This is a genomic window from Ideonella sp. WA131b (genome assembly GCA_023657425.1).
Classification (GTDB): domain Bacteria; phylum Pseudomonadota; class Gammaproteobacteria; order Burkholderiales; family Burkholderiaceae_C; genus Rubrivivax.
In genome coordinates, this window is record JAGTJW010000001.1 from 1224358 (window position 1) to 1239676 (window position 15319).

The following is a 15319-nucleotide window of genomic DNA, read 5'->3' on the forward strand; positions in this document are numbered from 1 at the left end:
TTGACCCGCCGTGACCCCGATTCGCTCTGAAGCACTTGCTGTGTTTATTGCGTTTACTCGGCACCATGCCGAAGACGAAGCAGTGATGCGCGAGCCCGGGCCCTGTCCCGTCGTTCAACACCACATCCAGGAGAGCCCGCATGCGCACCCTCGAAAGAACCCGTCAGGTCCTGCCGCCCCCGCTGTCCCCGCAGGACATGGAGATGGCCCGGGTCGCCCAGCGCTGCATCATGGAAGCGCTGGACCACGCGCGCGCCGCGGCGATCACCTTCACCACCGACAGCGGCGAGCATCCGACCGTCGACCTGCCCCCCGCTGCGCTCAAGCTCATCGGGCAGTTGCTCGGCGCCATGAGCGAAGGGCGTCCGGTCATGCTCGTGCCCTCCAACCAGGAGTTCAGCACGGTCGAGGCCGCGCACTTCCTGAACGTCTCCCCGCCATTCGTGATCAAGGAAATCGAGTCCGGGAAGCTGCCCCACCGCATGGTCGGTACCCACCGGCGCGTCGCCTTCGAGGACCTGATCGCCTACGCCAGGAAGATGCGCGAGCGGCAGGAAGCCGCTCTCGAGCGCTTGGCCGAGAACTCCCGAGAGCTCGGCCTGGACTACTGACATGGCCGGGCAAGCGCGCTACACGGCGCTCCTGGACGCGTGCGTGCTGTACCCGCTGGCCATGGCCGATGCGCTCATGAGCCTCGCGACGGCGGGGCTCTTCGCCGCGAAGTGGACTGCCCGCATCGAGTCGGAATGGATCGCCGCGTTGGAGGAGAAGCGGCCCGACCTGCAAGGCCGACTGGGCTTCCGGCGCGACCAGATGCGTGAGGCGGTTCCCGACTGGGAGCTTGCCGAGACTGCGTGGAAGACCTGTGCCGGCGGGCTCTCGCTGCCCGACCCTGACGATGTCCATGTGCTGGCGGCCGCCCTGGCAGGACACGCGGACTGCATCGTCACGGCCATCCAGAAGGACTTCCCAGCGGAAGTCGTGGGTGTGCTTGGCATCGAGGTCATGCACCCGGATCAGTTCATCGTCGCGCAGTGGGACCTCGACCAACTCGGGGCCGTCGCAGCCTTCAAGCGGATGCGCGTCCGGTGGAAGAAGCCCAGTGCGAACGCCGAGCAGTTCGCCGAAGCCTTGGAACGCGGTGGACTGCCTGCCACGGCGCAAAGACTGCGCGAGGCGATCGAACTGATCTAGCCAAGGCAGCGGCGCATCGGCGAGGGAGCGCTCCCTGTGGAGCCCTCAGCTCGACGCGCACCTGCGACCTCGTCGGCCAAGGCCCGGGACCTGCGCAGCAGCGACCCAGTGGCGAGCCTTGATCGGCGCACTGGCCCTTCTCCTGTCCGACGTAGTCCACGGCTGACGCTGAGCAACCGGGTGATGGTGTGGCTTGTGGCCACGGTGGCGCAGTTCAGGCTGGTGGTGGGCTGGCCAAAGGTCCTGTCGACGATCTGGGTCAGGCCGTTGCCGCAGGGAATTGGGAGACCTGACCCCGACTCCCGGCTGTCGTAGCTGAAACTCGCCAGGCTCGTGGCCCCGGCGCTCAGCCCGGTGAGCTGGTTGCGTTCGTTCCACTGGTAGCTGTGGGTGCCGTCGGCCAGGAGGTTGCCGTTGGGGTCGTAGCTGTAGGTCTTGCCGCCCCAGCGGGTCAGGCGGTTGTTGGCGTCATTGGGCACGATGGTCAAGGCGTTCGTGCTGTGTGTACGGGCAACATGAGAGACCTGACCCCGAGGCCCCTCGCGACCTGGTGCAGCTCATCGCGGCTGCGGATGCCGAGCTTGTTGAAGTGGGTTCCGGTGGCCTCGTCGATGTACGGGTTCACGCGCCCGTCGCCTGATCGTCGCGCTTGGCGCGCTCGATCGCGGCTTGCACGGCCTGGTCGAACGTCAGCCTGCCGGCGACGACGGCTGCTTGAAGTTCGGCGACCTCGGGAGTCTTGGTGAAGCCTTCGAGGGCCATGATGGCATCGGCGCGCTCGAAAGCGCCCCTGCGTTCGGCAGCAGTGGACATGGTGACTCCTTCGACTTTGAAGACGCCCCGATTTTACCTGATATATGGCTTGATATCTACCGCCATTTGGTATATTCTTGGGTACATACCATCAGAAGGAGTACACCATGCAGACCATCAAGACCGTGGGCGACCTCAAGAGAGTGCTGTCGGTTTACGACGACGCCTTGCCCATCGAGTTCGCGAATGGTGTTCAGGCGCTGTCGTTGGGCACCGACATGCAGATAGCGCGGGTGCAGCGTGAGGGTCAGCCCTCGGCGCTGCGCGTCGAGCTGCATCCCGCAGTGACCGTGAAGCCCTCGGCTTCATGGTTGGCGCACGCCTACCCGTTGCAGCAGATCACGATCCAGTTGCAGGGGCGTCGAGAGAGTCGGCGCGAGGACGTTGCTCGCCAGCTCGATGAGGTGGCGAACCGCCTGGTGCAAGGCGACTTGCGCGGCGAGGTCAGCGATGACGACTTCGGCTATCGCTTCAGGGTTGTCGAGCAATCTGGTGGCCCGTCGTTCTTCGACGAACCGGCCTCGGCGAACTGAGTGGGGGCGATCATGGGTCAGACAGCGAAGGTCTTCACGACGGGTCGGAGCCAGGCGGTACGGTTGCCGCTGGAATACCGCTTCGACGAGAAGGAGGTCTACATCCGCCGCGATCCGGCCACTGGCGACGTGATTCTGTCGCGTCGGCCCGAGTCGTGGGATGGCCTCTTCGCGCTGGACGCGACAACTGCGGTGCCTGCGGACTTCATGAGTGCCGCCGACCGCAACCAGGGCGAGCAGACGCGCGACCCGTTCGCGGAGTCTGCGCAATGACGACGTACATGCTCGACACGAACATCGCGAGCCACATCATCAAGGGCGACATCCCGCATGTGCGGTTGCGCCTTGTGGCGGTGCCCATGCACTGCGTTGTCGTGTCAGTCGTCACGCAAGCCGAACTGCTGTACGGCGTGGCGAAGCGGGGACACCCGCAGGGCTTGACCGCCCGCGTGCGCGAGTTCCTTGCGCGCGTCACGGTCATGCCGTGGACACAGGAGGTCGGCGAGGTCTACGCCGACTTGCGTGCTCGGTGCGAAGCGGCTGGCATCACGCTCGCGCCGATGGATTTGATGATTGCCGCGCATGCAAGGACGATTGACCTTGCATCGGAGAACGTGCAGGACACGGCTGTGCTCGTCACTCGTGATCGAGCTTTCGGCCGTGTGCCTGGTTTAAGGCTCGACGACTGGACAAAGGAGGTTTCACCATGAAGGTCGCTCATCTTCGGCTTGTGGCCGACAACACCGAACGGCCCGCCGATGCCGGCCGGTCTGATCCCGGCGCGGTCAAGGCCAAGGCGCTCGCCGACTTCGAGGCGCTGGCTTCGCGTGCTCGCTACTGGTTCGCCCTGGCGCTCATGATCCTCGGTGCGCCGTTCCGCTTCGTCGCGGCCGTCGCACGCTTCGCTGTCGCGGCTGGACGGGCCTTCTTCGATGCGGTCTTCAAGATCGTCATCGGGACGATCGGCCTGACCCTGATCGTGATCGTGGGCTATGGCCTGCTGCGTGTGGTGCTGCACCCTCTGTTTCACTGAGGGGGCGGCATGGCGAACTGCACCGGCTGCACCAGGTCGCGCCCCAAGCGCGAGGAACACCTTGCCGTCGATGGCTTCATCGAGTGCAAGGCTTGCGAAGACGCTGGCACCCTCATGAAAGCGTTCGGCGAGTACGCCAGCCTTCGGCGGGCCTCGCAACCCTTCGTCATCGAGGGCGTGCCGGGGCATCCCGGCTCGGCCTGGCCGTTCCAGTTCCAACCCGATTCGATCGCTCGCTGCGACGGCTTTAGCGAGCGCGCGTAACACCTACCCAGGGAGACAAAGCACATGACATTGCAGACACTAATTTGCGGCCTGGTCGGTCGCCCCCGAGTTCGTAAACATTCGGTGAGCACGTCCCCGCTCACCCCCGCAGAACCGCAGCGTAGTCTCGTCTGAGCGGATACAGCCAGATGTCCTTGGTGGGCAGCACCTGTTCATGGACGGTGCTCTTCTTGCCCCGGCCGACCGTCTTGCCCACCAGTTGCCAGTTGGCGGCCCTGTAGCAGGTGCCCTTGTGCCGGGGGCTCTCGACGAAGGTCTCCAGCAGCACCGGTCGGTAGCCGTATCGCAATTGCCAGTCCACCGGCAGCCGGCGCGCAGCCAGGGCCAGGATCTTGGAGGCCAGCCCCTTGGACTGCACCCACGGCAGGATCAGGAAGCGCGCGTTGTTGACGATCAGCTGCAGGTTCTTCTGCCGCTGCTCCGGTGTCCAGCCGATGAAGCGTTCGCGGTCGGCCAGCTTCCACGCGCTGGCGCCGAAGCTCAACAGCGCCAGCAGTTGCTCTCCCGCATACACGTTGTAGCGGATCTGGCTGCCCGACAGTGGCGTGTAGCCCAGGTAGTGGTACCGCGCCACATACTCGTTCCACAACCGGGACTCGGCCCCGCGTCCTTGCACGATGTGCAGGCTCAGCGCCGGCAGGTCGTGCACGGCAGCCACCAGCGCGGGCTGCCCGTCGGTGGCCGATGTGGCGGTGAACTGGGCGCGCCGGCGGGGATTGGGGATCAGCGAGGGCGGCAGTGTGATCAGCCCGTCGGCTTGCATGCGCAGCATCGCCACGCGGCAGCTCATCTCCCGCAGCCGGCCATCCGGACGCCGCCACTCCAGCAGTTCGCAGACCACGCGCGACAGCGGGGTTCGCTTGAGCGCCGGGTTCGACTCGATCGTGTCGACGATCGCCTGCAAGTCCTGCGCGCTGAAGTCGCGCCCGCTGTACCGCCTCATGAGCTGTCCAGGGTGACGATGTCGCTGCCGCGCAGGGCGGCCAGCTCTGCGGCATCCATCTGCCACGGCACGAAGCGCCGGCAGTCCTCGGGTGCATGACCGCCGGCTTGCGCACAGGCTTGCAGGTAGCTGCGCAACCACAGTCGCGGGTTCAGTCCCCACATCCGGACCGTGCCCAACAGACTCATCATCGTGGCCGCCAACTGCCCGGACCACTGGCTGCCCGAACCGTAGAAGTTCTTTCGGCCCACCACCGCCGGCCTGAGCGCGCGTTCGCTGGCGTTGTTGTCCAGGTCCAGCCAGGGATGGTCCAGGAACAGCACCAAGCCGGGCCAGTACGTGCGCATCGTGCGCAGCACCTTGCGGGCGGGCTCGGCCAGATGCTCATCGGACAGGCCGGCCTGGCACTGCGCATCCAAACCGGCGATGAGCTTGCGCAGCTGGGTGTCGCTGTCGATGAACGCTGCCGAGTCAACGGCGCTGTCGTACTGCTGGCGGCGCAAGGCGTGCAGCCGGTACAACTGTGCAATCTGCTCAACCCAGCCCATGGCCCAGCCCCACAACAAGGGGCGGTCGTTGGCCAGGCGCAAGAAGTCCCGGCGCTGGTGTGCCCAGCAGATCGCCAGGCTCACGCCTGGCACTTGGCGGGCGAACTTGCGATAGGCGCCGAAGCGGTCGACGCTGAGAATGCCTTGATCAACGCCTTGCAGGGCGGCGCCGGGTACCTTCGCCGAACGCGACGGGTCGAGCACGAAGCACACCACCGTCTTGGACTTGAACACCCACAGGTACCAGCGGTGGCCGACCTTGCCTTCAAGCTCCTCGAAGACCTCCCAACGCGTCTCGTCGGCATGCCAGTGGTTAGCGGAGCGCAGCTGGGCCAGCCCGGCCTCAACCAGCGGCGCGAACATCGGCAGCAGGCAGTGCAGCCCGTCGGTGAGCGTGCCCTGGGAGATCTCCAGCCCCTTGTCGCGCCAGTCTTGGAGCAGCCGCGCGCTGGGCTGGCCGTAGGCAAACTTAGACAGCAACACTTCCGCCCAGATCGACACACCCAGCTTGCCGCGCGGGATCAACTGCGCCGGTGGTGGCGCCGTCACGATGCCGGGCAGGCGAGCGCATTGGCACAGAGGCCGGTAACGGCGGCGGCGCACGACACGACGGTAGGCCTTGACTTCGATCTCCAGCACCTCGGCGTCTTGCGTGCCGGCAAAGTCGCGAAGGCCCAGGCCGCACGCAGGGCAGCAGGCCTGGCTCGTCATCTCCTGGACCACGGCCGGCAGTGCGCGCAGTCGGGTGCGGCCGTGGCCAGGCCGGCCGCGCTGTTGACCCCGTGGACGCGCCTTGCCGGTGACCCTTTGGGGCAAACCTGGAATCGTGCGCGACTGCTCCGTCTTCTCACCGAACACACGTTGGCGAAGATCGCGGATCTGGGCATTCGCCGCCTCCAGTTCGGCCCGCAGGCTGTCCTCGCGACAGCGGGCCCGACCCAGTTCGATCCGGTGGCGCCCCTGCATTCGTTCAAGTCGCTCGACGGCCCTCGCGTGCAGGGACTTGTACTGCTTGGCCTGCATGACGAGCTCGATGTGCTCGCGCTTGGTCAGCGTCACACGTTCCAGGTCGAAGGGCTTGGGGGTAGACGACAAAGCCGGCTTGGGCGGCAAGTCGGGAGGTGATCCCCTGCTCACGGCGTCTAGAACTTCGGCGTTTTGCACACCGCCAAAGGTAGCGCAGTGGGGTAGACGTGTCCAGCGATTTCGGGGCTCTGCCCCAGCGGGGTGTTGCTTACGTGCTCACCGAATGTTTACCCGAGTTCGACACTAACCGCTGTAAGTGCTTGATCCATATAGGCCAGGCCTTGGAAAATGCCACTACAGCAGCGGCATCTGGGCGTCGATGGTCGGCTTCTTGACGTTGAGCGCGGCCAGGGCTGCGGCCTGGCGTGGTTGAACGGTGGAGACGCCGTGGATAGGGGCGCTGCGGTCAATGGTGACCGTGTGCCGCTGGATGCGACGCAAGTCCGCCAAGGCTGCCTCCGGCGACAACTCGCTGCCGGCGAGCTTCAGGCGCTGGCGCATCACGCGGTACAGGATCAAGGCCATGAAGCAGATGCTCGCATGGGCCCTGATGCGCTCGGGCAGCCGGTGGAAGACCGGCGCGATCTCGATCTCCGACTTCAGCACCTTGAAGCCGCGTTCGATGTCGGCCAGCGACTTGTAGCGGCGCACCACCTCGTTCGCGGTCATGTCGCGGACATTGGTGATCAGCATCAGCTTGCCGTCCATGAGCTGCGCCCGGGCCAGCGCGGCATCGTCGATCTCGTAGGCGAACAGGTCGGACTTCAGATCGACCCGGATGATGCGCGCCAGATGCGCGTCGCTGACCTCGTGGAACAAACGCGCCTTGGCGCCGGAATCCGAGAGCTTGCGGCCGCGGTGTACCTGGCCGGCGTCCTGCGCATCGAGCTTGCTGGCCCATTGCGCTGCGCGCTCTTCCAATGCGTGGATCCTCGCCAGCCGCTCCTGGGTCTGCTCCGTCGCACGCACGGGGTTGTGGGCGACCACCAGTCGGTGGCCCTGCCACTGCGCCTCCTCGACGACTTCGTCGGTGGCCTGGGCCATGCGTGCACTCATCGGCGCCAAGAGATCGACGAACTCCCCATAGCGCCGCCCTGGCACCGCCAGGATGAATTCCAGTGGCCGATCCCCCGCCACGTGGAGCTTGGTCAGCGCCTCGATGTTGTCCAGCGAGAGCAGCCCGCGGTCGGCCACCACGACCAGGCGGCGGATGTGCGGGTAGCGCGCCAGCACCTTCTTGAGCGTGGGCTCCAGCGTCGGCGCCTCGGCCGTATTGCCGTCGAAGACCTCGTGGTAGATCGGCATACCGTCGGCCGTCTGCACCACGCCCAGCATGAACTGGCGGGCGATGACGCCTTCCTTGGACATGCCGAAGTGCCGCACGTCGCCGTCTTGCTGGCTGTGGCCCTCGGCGCGGATGGTCGTCAGGTCGTAGAAGACCACCGAGAGGTCTTCGTCGATGAGCGGCCGCAGCAGCTGCGCCACGCAGTCATCCACGGCCTGCTGGTGGTCCATCAGCGCATCCATGCTGCGCAGCAGATGCTGGTGGCTCAGCTTGGCCACGTCGATGCCCGGCATGCTCACCGTCTGCAGCCAGCGCAGCACACCCAGCTTGGACTCCGGATCGCTAAGCCGGTTGAAGGCCATCACCCGGATCGCCTGCTCGACGGCGGTGGTGAAGCGGGCGCGCCGGAACACCGCCCCCAGGGCATTGAAGCCCAGCTCATGCCACAGCGCATCGAGGGCCCAGACATCGCCCAGGCACAGGGCCGACTCGAAGCGCACCTGGAGGTCGCCGCCCGTGGCAACTGGGCGCCCCTTGGCTCGCAACAGGCCATCCAGAAGCGAGTCGACCTGACCGCCGCGCTCGTCGATGCGGCCCAGAGTGGCTACCGTGCGCTGGCGCGGCTTGCCGTGTTCATCGCGGAACGACTCGACCAGTTGCGCGTAGGTGCGTTCGCCGGACCGGGTGAGCTTGATGAACATGGCGAGAGTGTAGCTACCTCCCTGTTGCATGCCAACACACCCGCATTCATGTCGTGCCACTACAGAAAAACTGGCGCTGCAGCGCTAACTTGTTGATTACATTGGCGCCGGGGCGAGAAAATCGCTCGAACTCGGCTTTTGGTGTCGAACTCGGGTGCCCAGGCTGTCGTAGCTGAAACTCGCCAGGCTCGTGGCCCCGGCGCTCAGCCCGGTGAGCTGGTTGCGTTCGTTCCACTGGTAGCTGTGGGTGCCGTCGGCCAGGAGGTTGCCGTTGGGGTCGTAGCTGTAGGTCTTGCCGCCCCAGCGGGTCAGGCGGTTGTTGGCGTCATTGGGCACGATGGTCAAGGCGTTCGTGCTGTGTGTACGGGCAACATGAGAGACCTGACCCCGAGGCCGTGACCCCGAGGCCGTGCCGAGGCCGCTCTGAGCAATCAGCGCGACACAGATGCTGCAGACAGCACAGTAAGCAACTCAACATTGGTCGCTAAAACCACCACAGCATCGAATGCACTTTTGCAGGCTGTTGCCCCGAGATCACCGTGGAGCACGAGCAGTCGATTGCCATCCAGAAAAATGCTAAAGCCTCCACCCTCTGTGGATCTCTTAACCCTAGCAAGATAGAGATTCTTTTTCGTCGTATCAAATGAAGTAGGAATCGAGGCAATTCGTTCAACCAACGCTCTATCAACACGCAGTAGTTTGAGGTGGCCAAGCTGAGTAAACGCGGCGACTCTATTTTTTGGGGCAATCTCAAAAAAGTCGGACGAATCAACTCGGTTTACGAAGAACCTCTCAAAGTCATTCGTTGAGATCGGATCACTGCAATGAATCGCTGAAGCAGGGACAGTCAACATCATGCAACCTAGAAAGACCAATGGAGTCCATCTAACTGTTTTGCTCGTCATGTTTACCTTCCACATCCGGCCCAAACGCCCAGCCGCATTTCGATCACCATTCGTCGGAGTCCCCAGGTGCTGTGCCATGATGTTTCCCACGTAGCCCGGGAGTGGTTTCGTGCTACGCGGGGTAGCGCCTGGAATTTCTCGATATCGGTCGGGCAACCCCATGAGATGTCCTGCCTCATGTGCCGCAACCCAGGGATCGTTGCCACCATACCAGCGTCCCGTATGGCCACCTACACCATCAACATACGAGGTTCCTGTTCCCGCAGGCACATAAATCACATTGTCGGTACCGCTTGTGACTCTAAAGTTATAGCCCGGTGCGGACCAGGCTGACTCAATTGCTCGATCCATTGCCGTCGTTATCGCTGGGGTTGCACCAGGTCCCATGTATGTAATTGGAATCGTAATATTCCAATTGCCATCGGAATCTACTGAGCAAGATGCGGCTAGCCCATAGGGATCTCTGCGGCTAATGGGGTTCCCCCCCACATATGCGTAGTTATTCGTCTGCCCCGACGCCCACCCGATGGGATCCTCGCTGATGAACCTCGCGCACCCCGGCATGTAGTACCGCGCGCGATAGTAGTACAGCCCCCCTGCATTGCCCGGGTTGTCGTTCTCCCGCCCGGTGTACTGCTGGGTGTTGCCGTTGGTGGCGTCGGCCGTGGTGCGGCCGTAGAGCCGCTCGTAGGTGTAGTCCACCACCTTGGCCTGGTTGGCGTCCAGCAGCCTGACGGTGTTGTTGTTGCCGTCAGCCAGGAAGCTGTGTCGGCTGGTGCCTTCGATGCGCAGAAAGGTCTCGTCGATGCCGCCGGTCAAGAGCTGGGCCTTCACCGCGCTGTTGCTGCTGGCGCCCAGCAGTTCCTGCACGAAAGTGTCGCCGTCGTAGACGAAGCCGGTGGTCGCCCCGGCGACGGTCTTGGCGCTTCGCCTGCCCAGGCTGTCGTAGCTGAAACTCGCCAGGCTCGTGGCCCCGGCGCTCAGCCCGGTGAGCTGATTGCGTTCGTTCCACTGGTAGCTGTGGGTGCCGTCGGCCAGGAGGTTGCCGTTGGGGTCGTAGCTGTAGGTCTTGCCGCCCCAGCGGGTCAGTCGGTTGTTGGCGTCATTGGGCACGATGGTCAAGGCGTTCGTGCTGTGTGTCCGTGCAACATGAGAGACCTGCCCCCGAGGCCCGAGGCCCCGTGACCCTGAGGCCCCGAGGCCCCCCCCGAAGCCCCCGCCGACCCCAATTCCTGTGTTTTTCACGGTCACGCCAAGTGTTGCCTGCTATCTTTCCCAATAGCTCTTGCCGCGTCGAAGAACTACAGAATCTGCACCCCCTCGATCGAAGGTAAAGACCCCGTTTATCTGATCACGATTCACACTGCCTTCAAACTTAATCAGACCATGTCGATGATTACTGAAATCAATTACTATCTGCTTTCCCTGAATCCTCACCGGCTGCAAAGTTACAATGCCTGGGCCGCCTTCCGACATTTGAACAACGGAAACATACCCATCTGAAGACAGTAGTAGCCGAATCTCATAGCCATTCAAGTCACCGGTCTGAGCGCTCATGCGCAAGTTTGTGTATGTGCCGGTAGTAATTGTTTCCGACGCAATTAGCGGCTTACCGAGCGCCCCGAGAAAAAGAATGGCGAGCAGGCAGTTTCGGACCAGTTTCATTGTACTCATGGGCATGCAATAAGCGGGGCTTCGCCGTAGTACTCTCGTTGCGCCGTTCCAATTGCTTTCGGTTTGTTCTTGGAAGGGTAGTCAAAGTGCGGTGGATCGTGGTCGCTGAAATTGCCTCCCCATCGCATACCTAGAGCCTTCGCATTAGCAATAACTCGGCTTCTGCTGTAGGGGTCTAGGCGCCGCATATTTGCATCAACAGCCCTCCCTGCCTCATGCCAACTTTTCCCCGGGGAGGCGGGAGTTATGGCATTCGGGTTGTTGCGCATTGCCGCTTGAGCCTTGCTAGTGCGGAACGCCTCATTAAAGGTTAGACTAATTCCTTCTTGCTCGTTAAGCTGTATCCACTGCCCAACCAGTCGAGCAAAGCCATCATCCAGAATAGCATTGCCCATGCCGGGTAGATTGGCGCGGCAAAGATAAAGCCCATATGGGTCTATCGAACCGATTGGATCCCCCCCCCACATACCCATAGTTATTCGTCTGCCCCGACGCCCACCCGATGGGATCCTCGCTGATGAACCTCGCGCACCCCGGCATGTAGTACCGCGCGCGATAGTAGTACAGCCCCCCTGCATTGCCCGGGATGTCGTTCTCCCGCCCGGTGTACTGCTGGGTGTTGCCGTTGGTGGCGTCGGCCGTGGTGCGGCCGTAGGGCTCGTAGGTGTAGTCCACCACCTTGGCCTGGTTGGCGTCCAGCAGCCTGACGGTGTTGTTGTTGCCGTCAGCCAGGAAGCTGTGTCGGCTGGCGCCTTCGATGCGCAGGAAGGTCTCGTCGATGCCGCCGGTCAAGAGCTGGGCCTTCACCGCGCTGTTGCTGCTGGCGCCCAGCAGTTCCTGCACGAAGGTGTCGCCGTCGTAGACGAAGCCGGTGGTCGCCCCGGCGACGGTCTTGGCGCTTCGCCTGCCCAGGCTGTCGTAGCTGAAACTCGCCAGGCTCGTGGCCCCGGCGCTCAGCCCGGTGAGCTGGTTGCGTTCGTTCCACTGGTAGCTGTGGGTGCCGTCGGCCAGGAGGTTGCCGTTGGGGTCGTAGCTGTAGGTCTTGCCGCCCCAGCGGGTCATGCGGTTGTTGGCGCCATTGGGCACGATGGTCAAGGCGTTCGTGCTGTGTGTCCGGGCAACATGAGAGACCTGCCCCCGAGGCCTGACCCCGAGGCCGTACTGGCAACATGAGAGACCTGACCCCAAGGCCCTGGGCCTGACCCCAAGGCCCTGGGCCCTGAGTGAGTGAGAGACCTGACCCCAAGGCCCGGCCGCTCAAGCTCGGTCTCGGGTATCCGCGCCATGGCATCGTCCTCAAAGATACTCGTCATCACCTTTGCGTGACGAACGGCACCGATGCGTGCTACTGTTGTCAAGACCAAGAGGTATTGACCATCACCTTACCGTCCCCTAGATTGGCCTGTCAGCACCGTTTTCAGGTGCCTTCGGTCATGGGTAGGTGACGAAATGAGCGAGATTCAAGCTGTGTTTGCCAAGCGTCTGCATGATTTGCGCCGCACCAAGGGCTGGTCACAGCCCGAGGTGGGCAAGTTGATCGGCACTTCCGGGGCCATCATTGGCCGCTATGAGCGCGGTGAGATGACACCATCCATCGAGGTGGCCAAGAAGCTGGCCGAGGCCTTCGGGGTGACGCTGGATTCGCTGGTGTCGCAGCACGAGCAAAGCGCCTTGGTGCAGGACACCACGATGATCGAGCGCATCCGCGCCATCGGTGAGTTGTCAGCCGACGAACGCGACAAGCTGCTGTATGTGGTCGATGGGCTACTGCGCGATGCGCGCGCCCGGCGTGCCTACGCGACGGCCTGAAGCGGCCAACTACCTGAGGAAGGATTTGTGATGAATGGAGTCGTGTTCGAGCATGTGCCGGTGGCCGAACTACCGCCGGCCTGGCGCGAGAAGCTGGCCAAGGCCGCCGGCGCGCTGGTGACGGTGCGCATCGAGGAAGAAGCGCAAGCCGCCGCGCCGGCCGAAGAGTTCGTCACCGACGATCCGGCCTTCGGCATCTGGCGCGACCGCGAGGACATGGCCGACGTGGCGGCCTATGTGCGCAAGATTCGTGAGCCGCGCTACAACCGCGACGGCTCGCGCAACGAACCCTGATGATGCTGGTCGATACCGATGTGCTGATCTGGCATCTGCGCGGCTACCCGCAGGCCATGCGCCGTCTCGATGAACTTGGCGCGCTCACGCTGTCGGCGGTGAGTTATCTCGAAGTCCTGCAGGGCATGCGCAACAAGGCCGAGCTCGTAGCGGTGAAGAAGATGCTGGCGCACCGCGCGGCAACCCTGCTGCCCGTGTCCGAGGCCATCACGCGGCGGGCCATCGAGTTGATGGAGGCCATCACCTTGAGCCACGGCCTGCAAATGGGCGATGCCCTTATCGCCGCCACCGCCCTGGATCATGGGCTGCCGGTGCTCACCGCCAACGTCAAGCACTTCGGGGCGGTTCAGGGATTGAAGGTCGAGGCGTTCATCCCCTGACAGCAATGCAGCGCCGGGAGGCGCTGCATGCAAGATGAGAGACCTGACCCCGGCGCCGCTGGCGCGCTGCATAACTTTGAATGGCGCCGTCCCGCATCTGGTTGCCGACCCAAATCTGCCCATGGATATCGCCAGTTCCCCGGTAGATGGTGCCCTGAGAAAGTCCACGCAAACCATCCGGATCGACGTAGCTGATCGGGTTCCCACCCACATAGGTGTACGTGTTGATGCCGCCTTCAAGCCCGATGGGATCGGACTGGGTGTAGATCCCACCAGACGCGAGGTCACCGTACCACGTGACAGGCCCGAACGCGATCTTCGGAGGCCTGTCAATACCGCAAAGACAGTCCAATGACACCTTCAATTTCTTGCCGGAACTAGAGCATCAATGATCTGCTTGCAAATACCGGCATGCGTACTGGGGCAGCGAGTGCGCGCGTTGCTCACGATCTGCGCGGCCTGTTTTTGGGGAACAGCTTCATTCAGGGCAGCCAAGACATCGGTGGCGAAGAGTTTGTGGCGGGCTGACAGTTGCGCGTACTCGTCGAGCAGCTGCCATTGCTCTGCGAAGAGCTCGCCAACCTTCTCTGTAAACGCTCCAGCTACTACCCCGTCAAGTCGACCGACAAGGCCCTTGTGTACTACCCGCAACTCTTCCCAACTTGCAACACGGAACACCCGCTCTTCGGGGGCAACATCTGCCGCTTGTGTACAGGCCGCCCCCACCACAACCAAAAAACAGACGATATTGGCGAGCCGACTCGCCCGGGCACCCACGACAAGCGGCTTCATGGCCGAATAACCGTCAGGCTACGGATCGGATCGCCGCCGAGGTGCAGCTGGCGAATTGCATCCATTGCTTCAGGGGTCGTGCGAACGCAACCCAACGTAGCGTGCGCTGCGCCACAGCGGTTCGCGAGATCACACTTACCCTGCCTGCCAGCGTGGACGCCCATGAAATCGCGCCCAGGGACTGTGAAGCCAATGAAGTTAGTACCTGTGTCGCTGCTTGCGCTTCGAGTTGGGTGCGCGTTGTAGCGTTCATACGAAAACCTCCCTTCGGGCCAAACGCCTCCAGAAGTCGAAGCTGCATTGTTGAAGGCGGGATAGGAACCTTCTGCGCCGCCCGCGCTGACGACGGTTAGTCTGTTTGTGGCCGCATTGAAGTAAAGATCGGCGAGTCCAGTCGGATCAATGCGGGAAATCGGGTTCCCACCCACATAGCTGTAGTTATTCGTCTGCCCCGACGCCCACCCGATGGGATCCTCGCTGATGAACCTCGCGCACCCCGGCATGTAGTACCGCGCGCGATAGTAGTACAGCCCCCCTGCATTGCCCGGGTTGTCGTTCTCCCGCCCGGTGTACTGCTGGGTGTTGCCGTTGGTGGCGTCGGCCGTGGTGCGGCCGTAGGGCTCGTAGGTGTAGTCCACCACCTTGGTCTGGTTGGCGTCCAGCAGCCTGACGGTGTTGTTGTTGCCGTCAGCCAGGAAGCTGTGTCGGCTGGTGCCTTCGATGCGCAGAAAGGTCTCGTCGACGCCGCCGGTCAAGAGCTGGGCCTTCACCGCGCTGTTGCTGCTGGCGCCCAGCAGTTCCTGCACGAAGGTGTCGCCGTCGTAGACGAAGCCGGTGGTCGCCCCGGCGACGGTCTTGGCGCTTCGCCTGCCCAGGCTGTCGTAGCTGAAACTCGCCAGGCTCGTGGCCCCGGCGCTCAGCCCGGTGAGCTGGTTGCGTTCGTTCCACTGATAGCTGTGGGTGCCGTCGGCCAGGAGGTTGCCGTTGGGGTCGTAGCTGTAGGTCTTGCCGCCCCAGCGGGTCAGGCGGTTGTTGGCGTCATTGGGCACGATGGTCAAGGCGTTCGTGCTGTGTGTCCGGGCATGAGAGACCTGACCCCGACAC

23 protein-coding genes are annotated in these 15319 nt (G+C 63.3%); 10 read left to right on the forward strand and 13 right to left on the reverse strand.

Translation table 11 applies throughout. The features are described from left to right. The first annotated feature begins 140 nt into the window (after window positions 1–140). Both KA711_05615 and KA711_05620 read left to right on the forward strand, forming a co-directional pair. Complete coding sequence (locus KA711_05615; GenBank protein ID MCM0608463.1) at window positions 141–611, forward strand: helix-turn-helix domain-containing protein; 471 nt, start codon at window positions 141–143, stop codon at window positions 609–611. A 1-nt stretch (window position 612) separates the two neighbouring features. Beyond that, entirely contained in the window at window positions 613–1194 is a 582-nt protein-coding gene (locus KA711_05620; protein ID MCM0608464.1) for a PIN domain-containing protein, read from the forward strand. Here the strand turns inward: KA711_05620 and KA711_05625 are convergent. Continuing rightward, window positions 1191–1682 (reverse strand): hypothetical protein, encoded by a 492-nt coding sequence (locus KA711_05625; protein MCM0608465.1) that lies wholly within the window; start codon window positions 1680–1682, stop codon window positions 1191–1193. The genes KA711_05620 and KA711_05625 overlap by 4 nt on opposite strands. A 133-nt stretch (window positions 1683–1815) precedes the next feature. Beyond that, window positions 1816–2007, reverse strand: a complete 192-nt coding sequence (locus tag KA711_05630; protein ID MCM0608466.1) for an antitoxin VbhA family protein — start codon at window positions 2005–2007, stop codon at window positions 1816–1818. 107 nt (window positions 2008–2114) lie between these two features. Here KA711_05630 and KA711_05635 point away from each other — a divergent pair, with 107 nt between their 5' ends. From KA711_05635 to KA711_05655, 5 genes are read left to right on the forward strand one after another with little or no spacing between them, the layout of a single operon-like run. Next, window positions 2115–2540 (forward strand): hypothetical protein, encoded by a 426-nt coding sequence (locus tag KA711_05635; GenBank protein MCM0608467.1) that lies wholly within the window; start codon window positions 2115–2117, stop codon window positions 2538–2540. A 12-nt stretch (window positions 2541–2552) separates the two neighbouring features. Next, window positions 2553–2813 carry an AbrB/MazE/SpoVT family DNA-binding domain-containing protein gene (locus tag KA711_05640; GenBank protein MCM0608468.1) on the forward strand — a complete coding sequence of 87 codons (261 nt, stop codon included), beginning with the start codon at window positions 2553–2555 and terminating at the stop codon, window positions 2811–2813. Next, window positions 2810–3250, forward strand: coding sequence for a type II toxin-antitoxin system VapC family toxin (locus KA711_05645; protein ID MCM0608469.1), 441 nt, complete (start codon window positions 2810–2812; stop codon window positions 3248–3250). The genes KA711_05640 and KA711_05645 overlap by 4 nt, the downstream gene beginning before the upstream one ends. 20 nt (window positions 3251–3270) lie before the next feature. Beyond that, window positions 3271–3573 carry a hypothetical protein gene (locus KA711_05650; protein MCM0608470.1) on the forward strand — a complete coding sequence of 101 codons (303 nt, stop codon included), beginning with the start codon at window positions 3271–3273 and terminating at the stop codon, window positions 3571–3573. A 9-nt stretch (window positions 3574–3582) separates the two neighbouring features. Further along, window positions 3583–3837 carry a hypothetical protein gene (locus KA711_05655; protein MCM0608471.1) on the forward strand — a complete coding sequence of 85 codons (255 nt, stop codon included), beginning with the start codon at window positions 3583–3585 and terminating at the stop codon, window positions 3835–3837. Window positions 3838–3937: 100 nt separating this feature from the next. Here KA711_05655 and KA711_05660 read toward each other — a convergent pair whose 3' ends face one another. The 8 genes from KA711_05660 to KA711_05695 form a co-directional block, all read right to left on the reverse strand. Then, window positions 3938–4801: a DUF4338 domain-containing protein gene (locus tag KA711_05660; protein ID MCM0608472.1), complete on the reverse strand. Its 864-nt coding sequence runs from the start codon at window positions 4799–4801 to the stop codon at window positions 3938–3940. Beyond that, window positions 4798–6444, reverse strand: a complete 1647-nt coding sequence (locus KA711_05665) for an IS66 family transposase (GenBank protein MCM0608473.1) — start codon at window positions 6442–6444, stop codon at window positions 4798–4800. The genes KA711_05660 and KA711_05665 overlap by 4 nt, the downstream gene beginning before the upstream one ends. Window positions 6445–6669: 225 nt before the next feature. Next, a complete protein-coding gene (locus KA711_05670) occupies window positions 6670–8361 on the reverse strand; it encodes an IS1634 family transposase (protein MCM0608474.1) in 1692 nt (563 codons plus the stop codon). A gap of 96 nt (window positions 8362–8457) precedes the next feature. Beyond that, window positions 8458–8706 carry a hypothetical protein gene (locus KA711_05675; GenBank protein MCM0608475.1) on the reverse strand — a complete coding sequence of 83 codons (249 nt, stop codon included), beginning with the start codon at window positions 8704–8706 and terminating at the stop codon, window positions 8458–8460. An 86-nt stretch (window positions 8707–8792) separates the two neighbouring features. Beyond that, on the reverse strand, window positions 8793–10388 hold the full coding sequence (locus tag KA711_05680; GenBank protein MCM0608476.1) for a hypothetical protein: 1596 nt from the start codon (window positions 10386–10388) through the stop codon (window positions 8793–8795). Between the two features lie 144 nt (window positions 10389–10532). Continuing rightward, window positions 10533–10823 (reverse strand): hypothetical protein, encoded by a 291-nt coding sequence (locus KA711_05685; GenBank protein MCM0608477.1) that lies wholly within the window; start codon window positions 10821–10823, stop codon window positions 10533–10535. A gap of 113 nt (window positions 10824–10936) precedes the next feature. Continuing rightward, a complete protein-coding gene (locus KA711_05690; GenBank protein MCM0608478.1) occupies window positions 10937–11335 on the reverse strand; it encodes a M15 family metallopeptidase in 399 nt (132 codons plus the stop codon). After that, window positions 11313–12035, reverse strand: coding sequence for an RHS repeat-associated core domain-containing protein (locus KA711_05695; protein ID MCM0608479.1), 723 nt, complete (start codon window positions 12033–12035; stop codon window positions 11313–11315). Before KA711_05695 ends, KA711_05690 begins: the two co-directional genes overlap by 23 nt. A 354-nt stretch (window positions 12036–12389) precedes the next feature. On the opposite strand from KA711_05695, the gene KA711_05700 reads away from it, so the two are divergent. The 3 genes from KA711_05700 to KA711_05710 are packed head-to-tail and all read left to right on the forward strand — an operon-like array spanning window position 12390 to window position 13423. Beyond that, on the forward strand, window positions 12390–12749 hold the full coding sequence (locus KA711_05700; protein ID MCM0608480.1) for a helix-turn-helix transcriptional regulator: 360 nt from the start codon (window positions 12390–12392) through the stop codon (window positions 12747–12749). Window positions 12750–12779: 30 nt separating this feature from the next. Beyond that, on the forward strand, window positions 12780–13043 hold the full coding sequence (locus KA711_05705) for a hypothetical protein (protein ID MCM0608481.1): 264 nt from the start codon (window positions 12780–12782) through the stop codon (window positions 13041–13043). Between the two features lie 2 nt (window positions 13044–13045). Further along, window positions 13046–13423, forward strand: a complete 378-nt coding sequence (locus KA711_05710) for a type II toxin-antitoxin system VapC family toxin (protein ID MCM0608482.1) — start codon at window positions 13046–13048, stop codon at window positions 13421–13423. On the opposite strand, the gene KA711_05715 is transcribed toward KA711_05710, so the two are convergent. The 3 genes from KA711_05715 to KA711_05725 are packed head-to-tail and all read right to left on the reverse strand — an operon-like array spanning window position 13413 to window position 15273. Further along, window positions 13413–13787, reverse strand: coding sequence for a hypothetical protein (locus KA711_05715; GenBank protein ID MCM0608483.1), 375 nt, complete (start codon window positions 13785–13787; stop codon window positions 13413–13415). The two genes, KA711_05710 and KA711_05715, sit on opposite strands and share 11 nt — an antisense overlap. Beyond that, the gene (locus tag KA711_05720) at window positions 13784–14215 is read right to left on the reverse strand and encodes a hypothetical protein (GenBank protein ID MCM0608484.1); all 432 of its coding nucleotides are present in this window, start codon (window positions 14213–14215) and stop codon (window positions 13784–13786) included. Before KA711_05720 ends, KA711_05715 begins: the two co-directional genes overlap by 4 nt. Next, window positions 14212–15273, reverse strand: a complete 1062-nt coding sequence (locus KA711_05725; GenBank protein ID MCM0608485.1) for an RHS repeat-associated core domain-containing protein — start codon at window positions 15271–15273, stop codon at window positions 14212–14214. The genes KA711_05720 and KA711_05725 overlap by 4 nt, the downstream gene beginning before the upstream one ends. Between the last annotated feature and the right edge of the window lie 46 nt (window positions 15274–15319).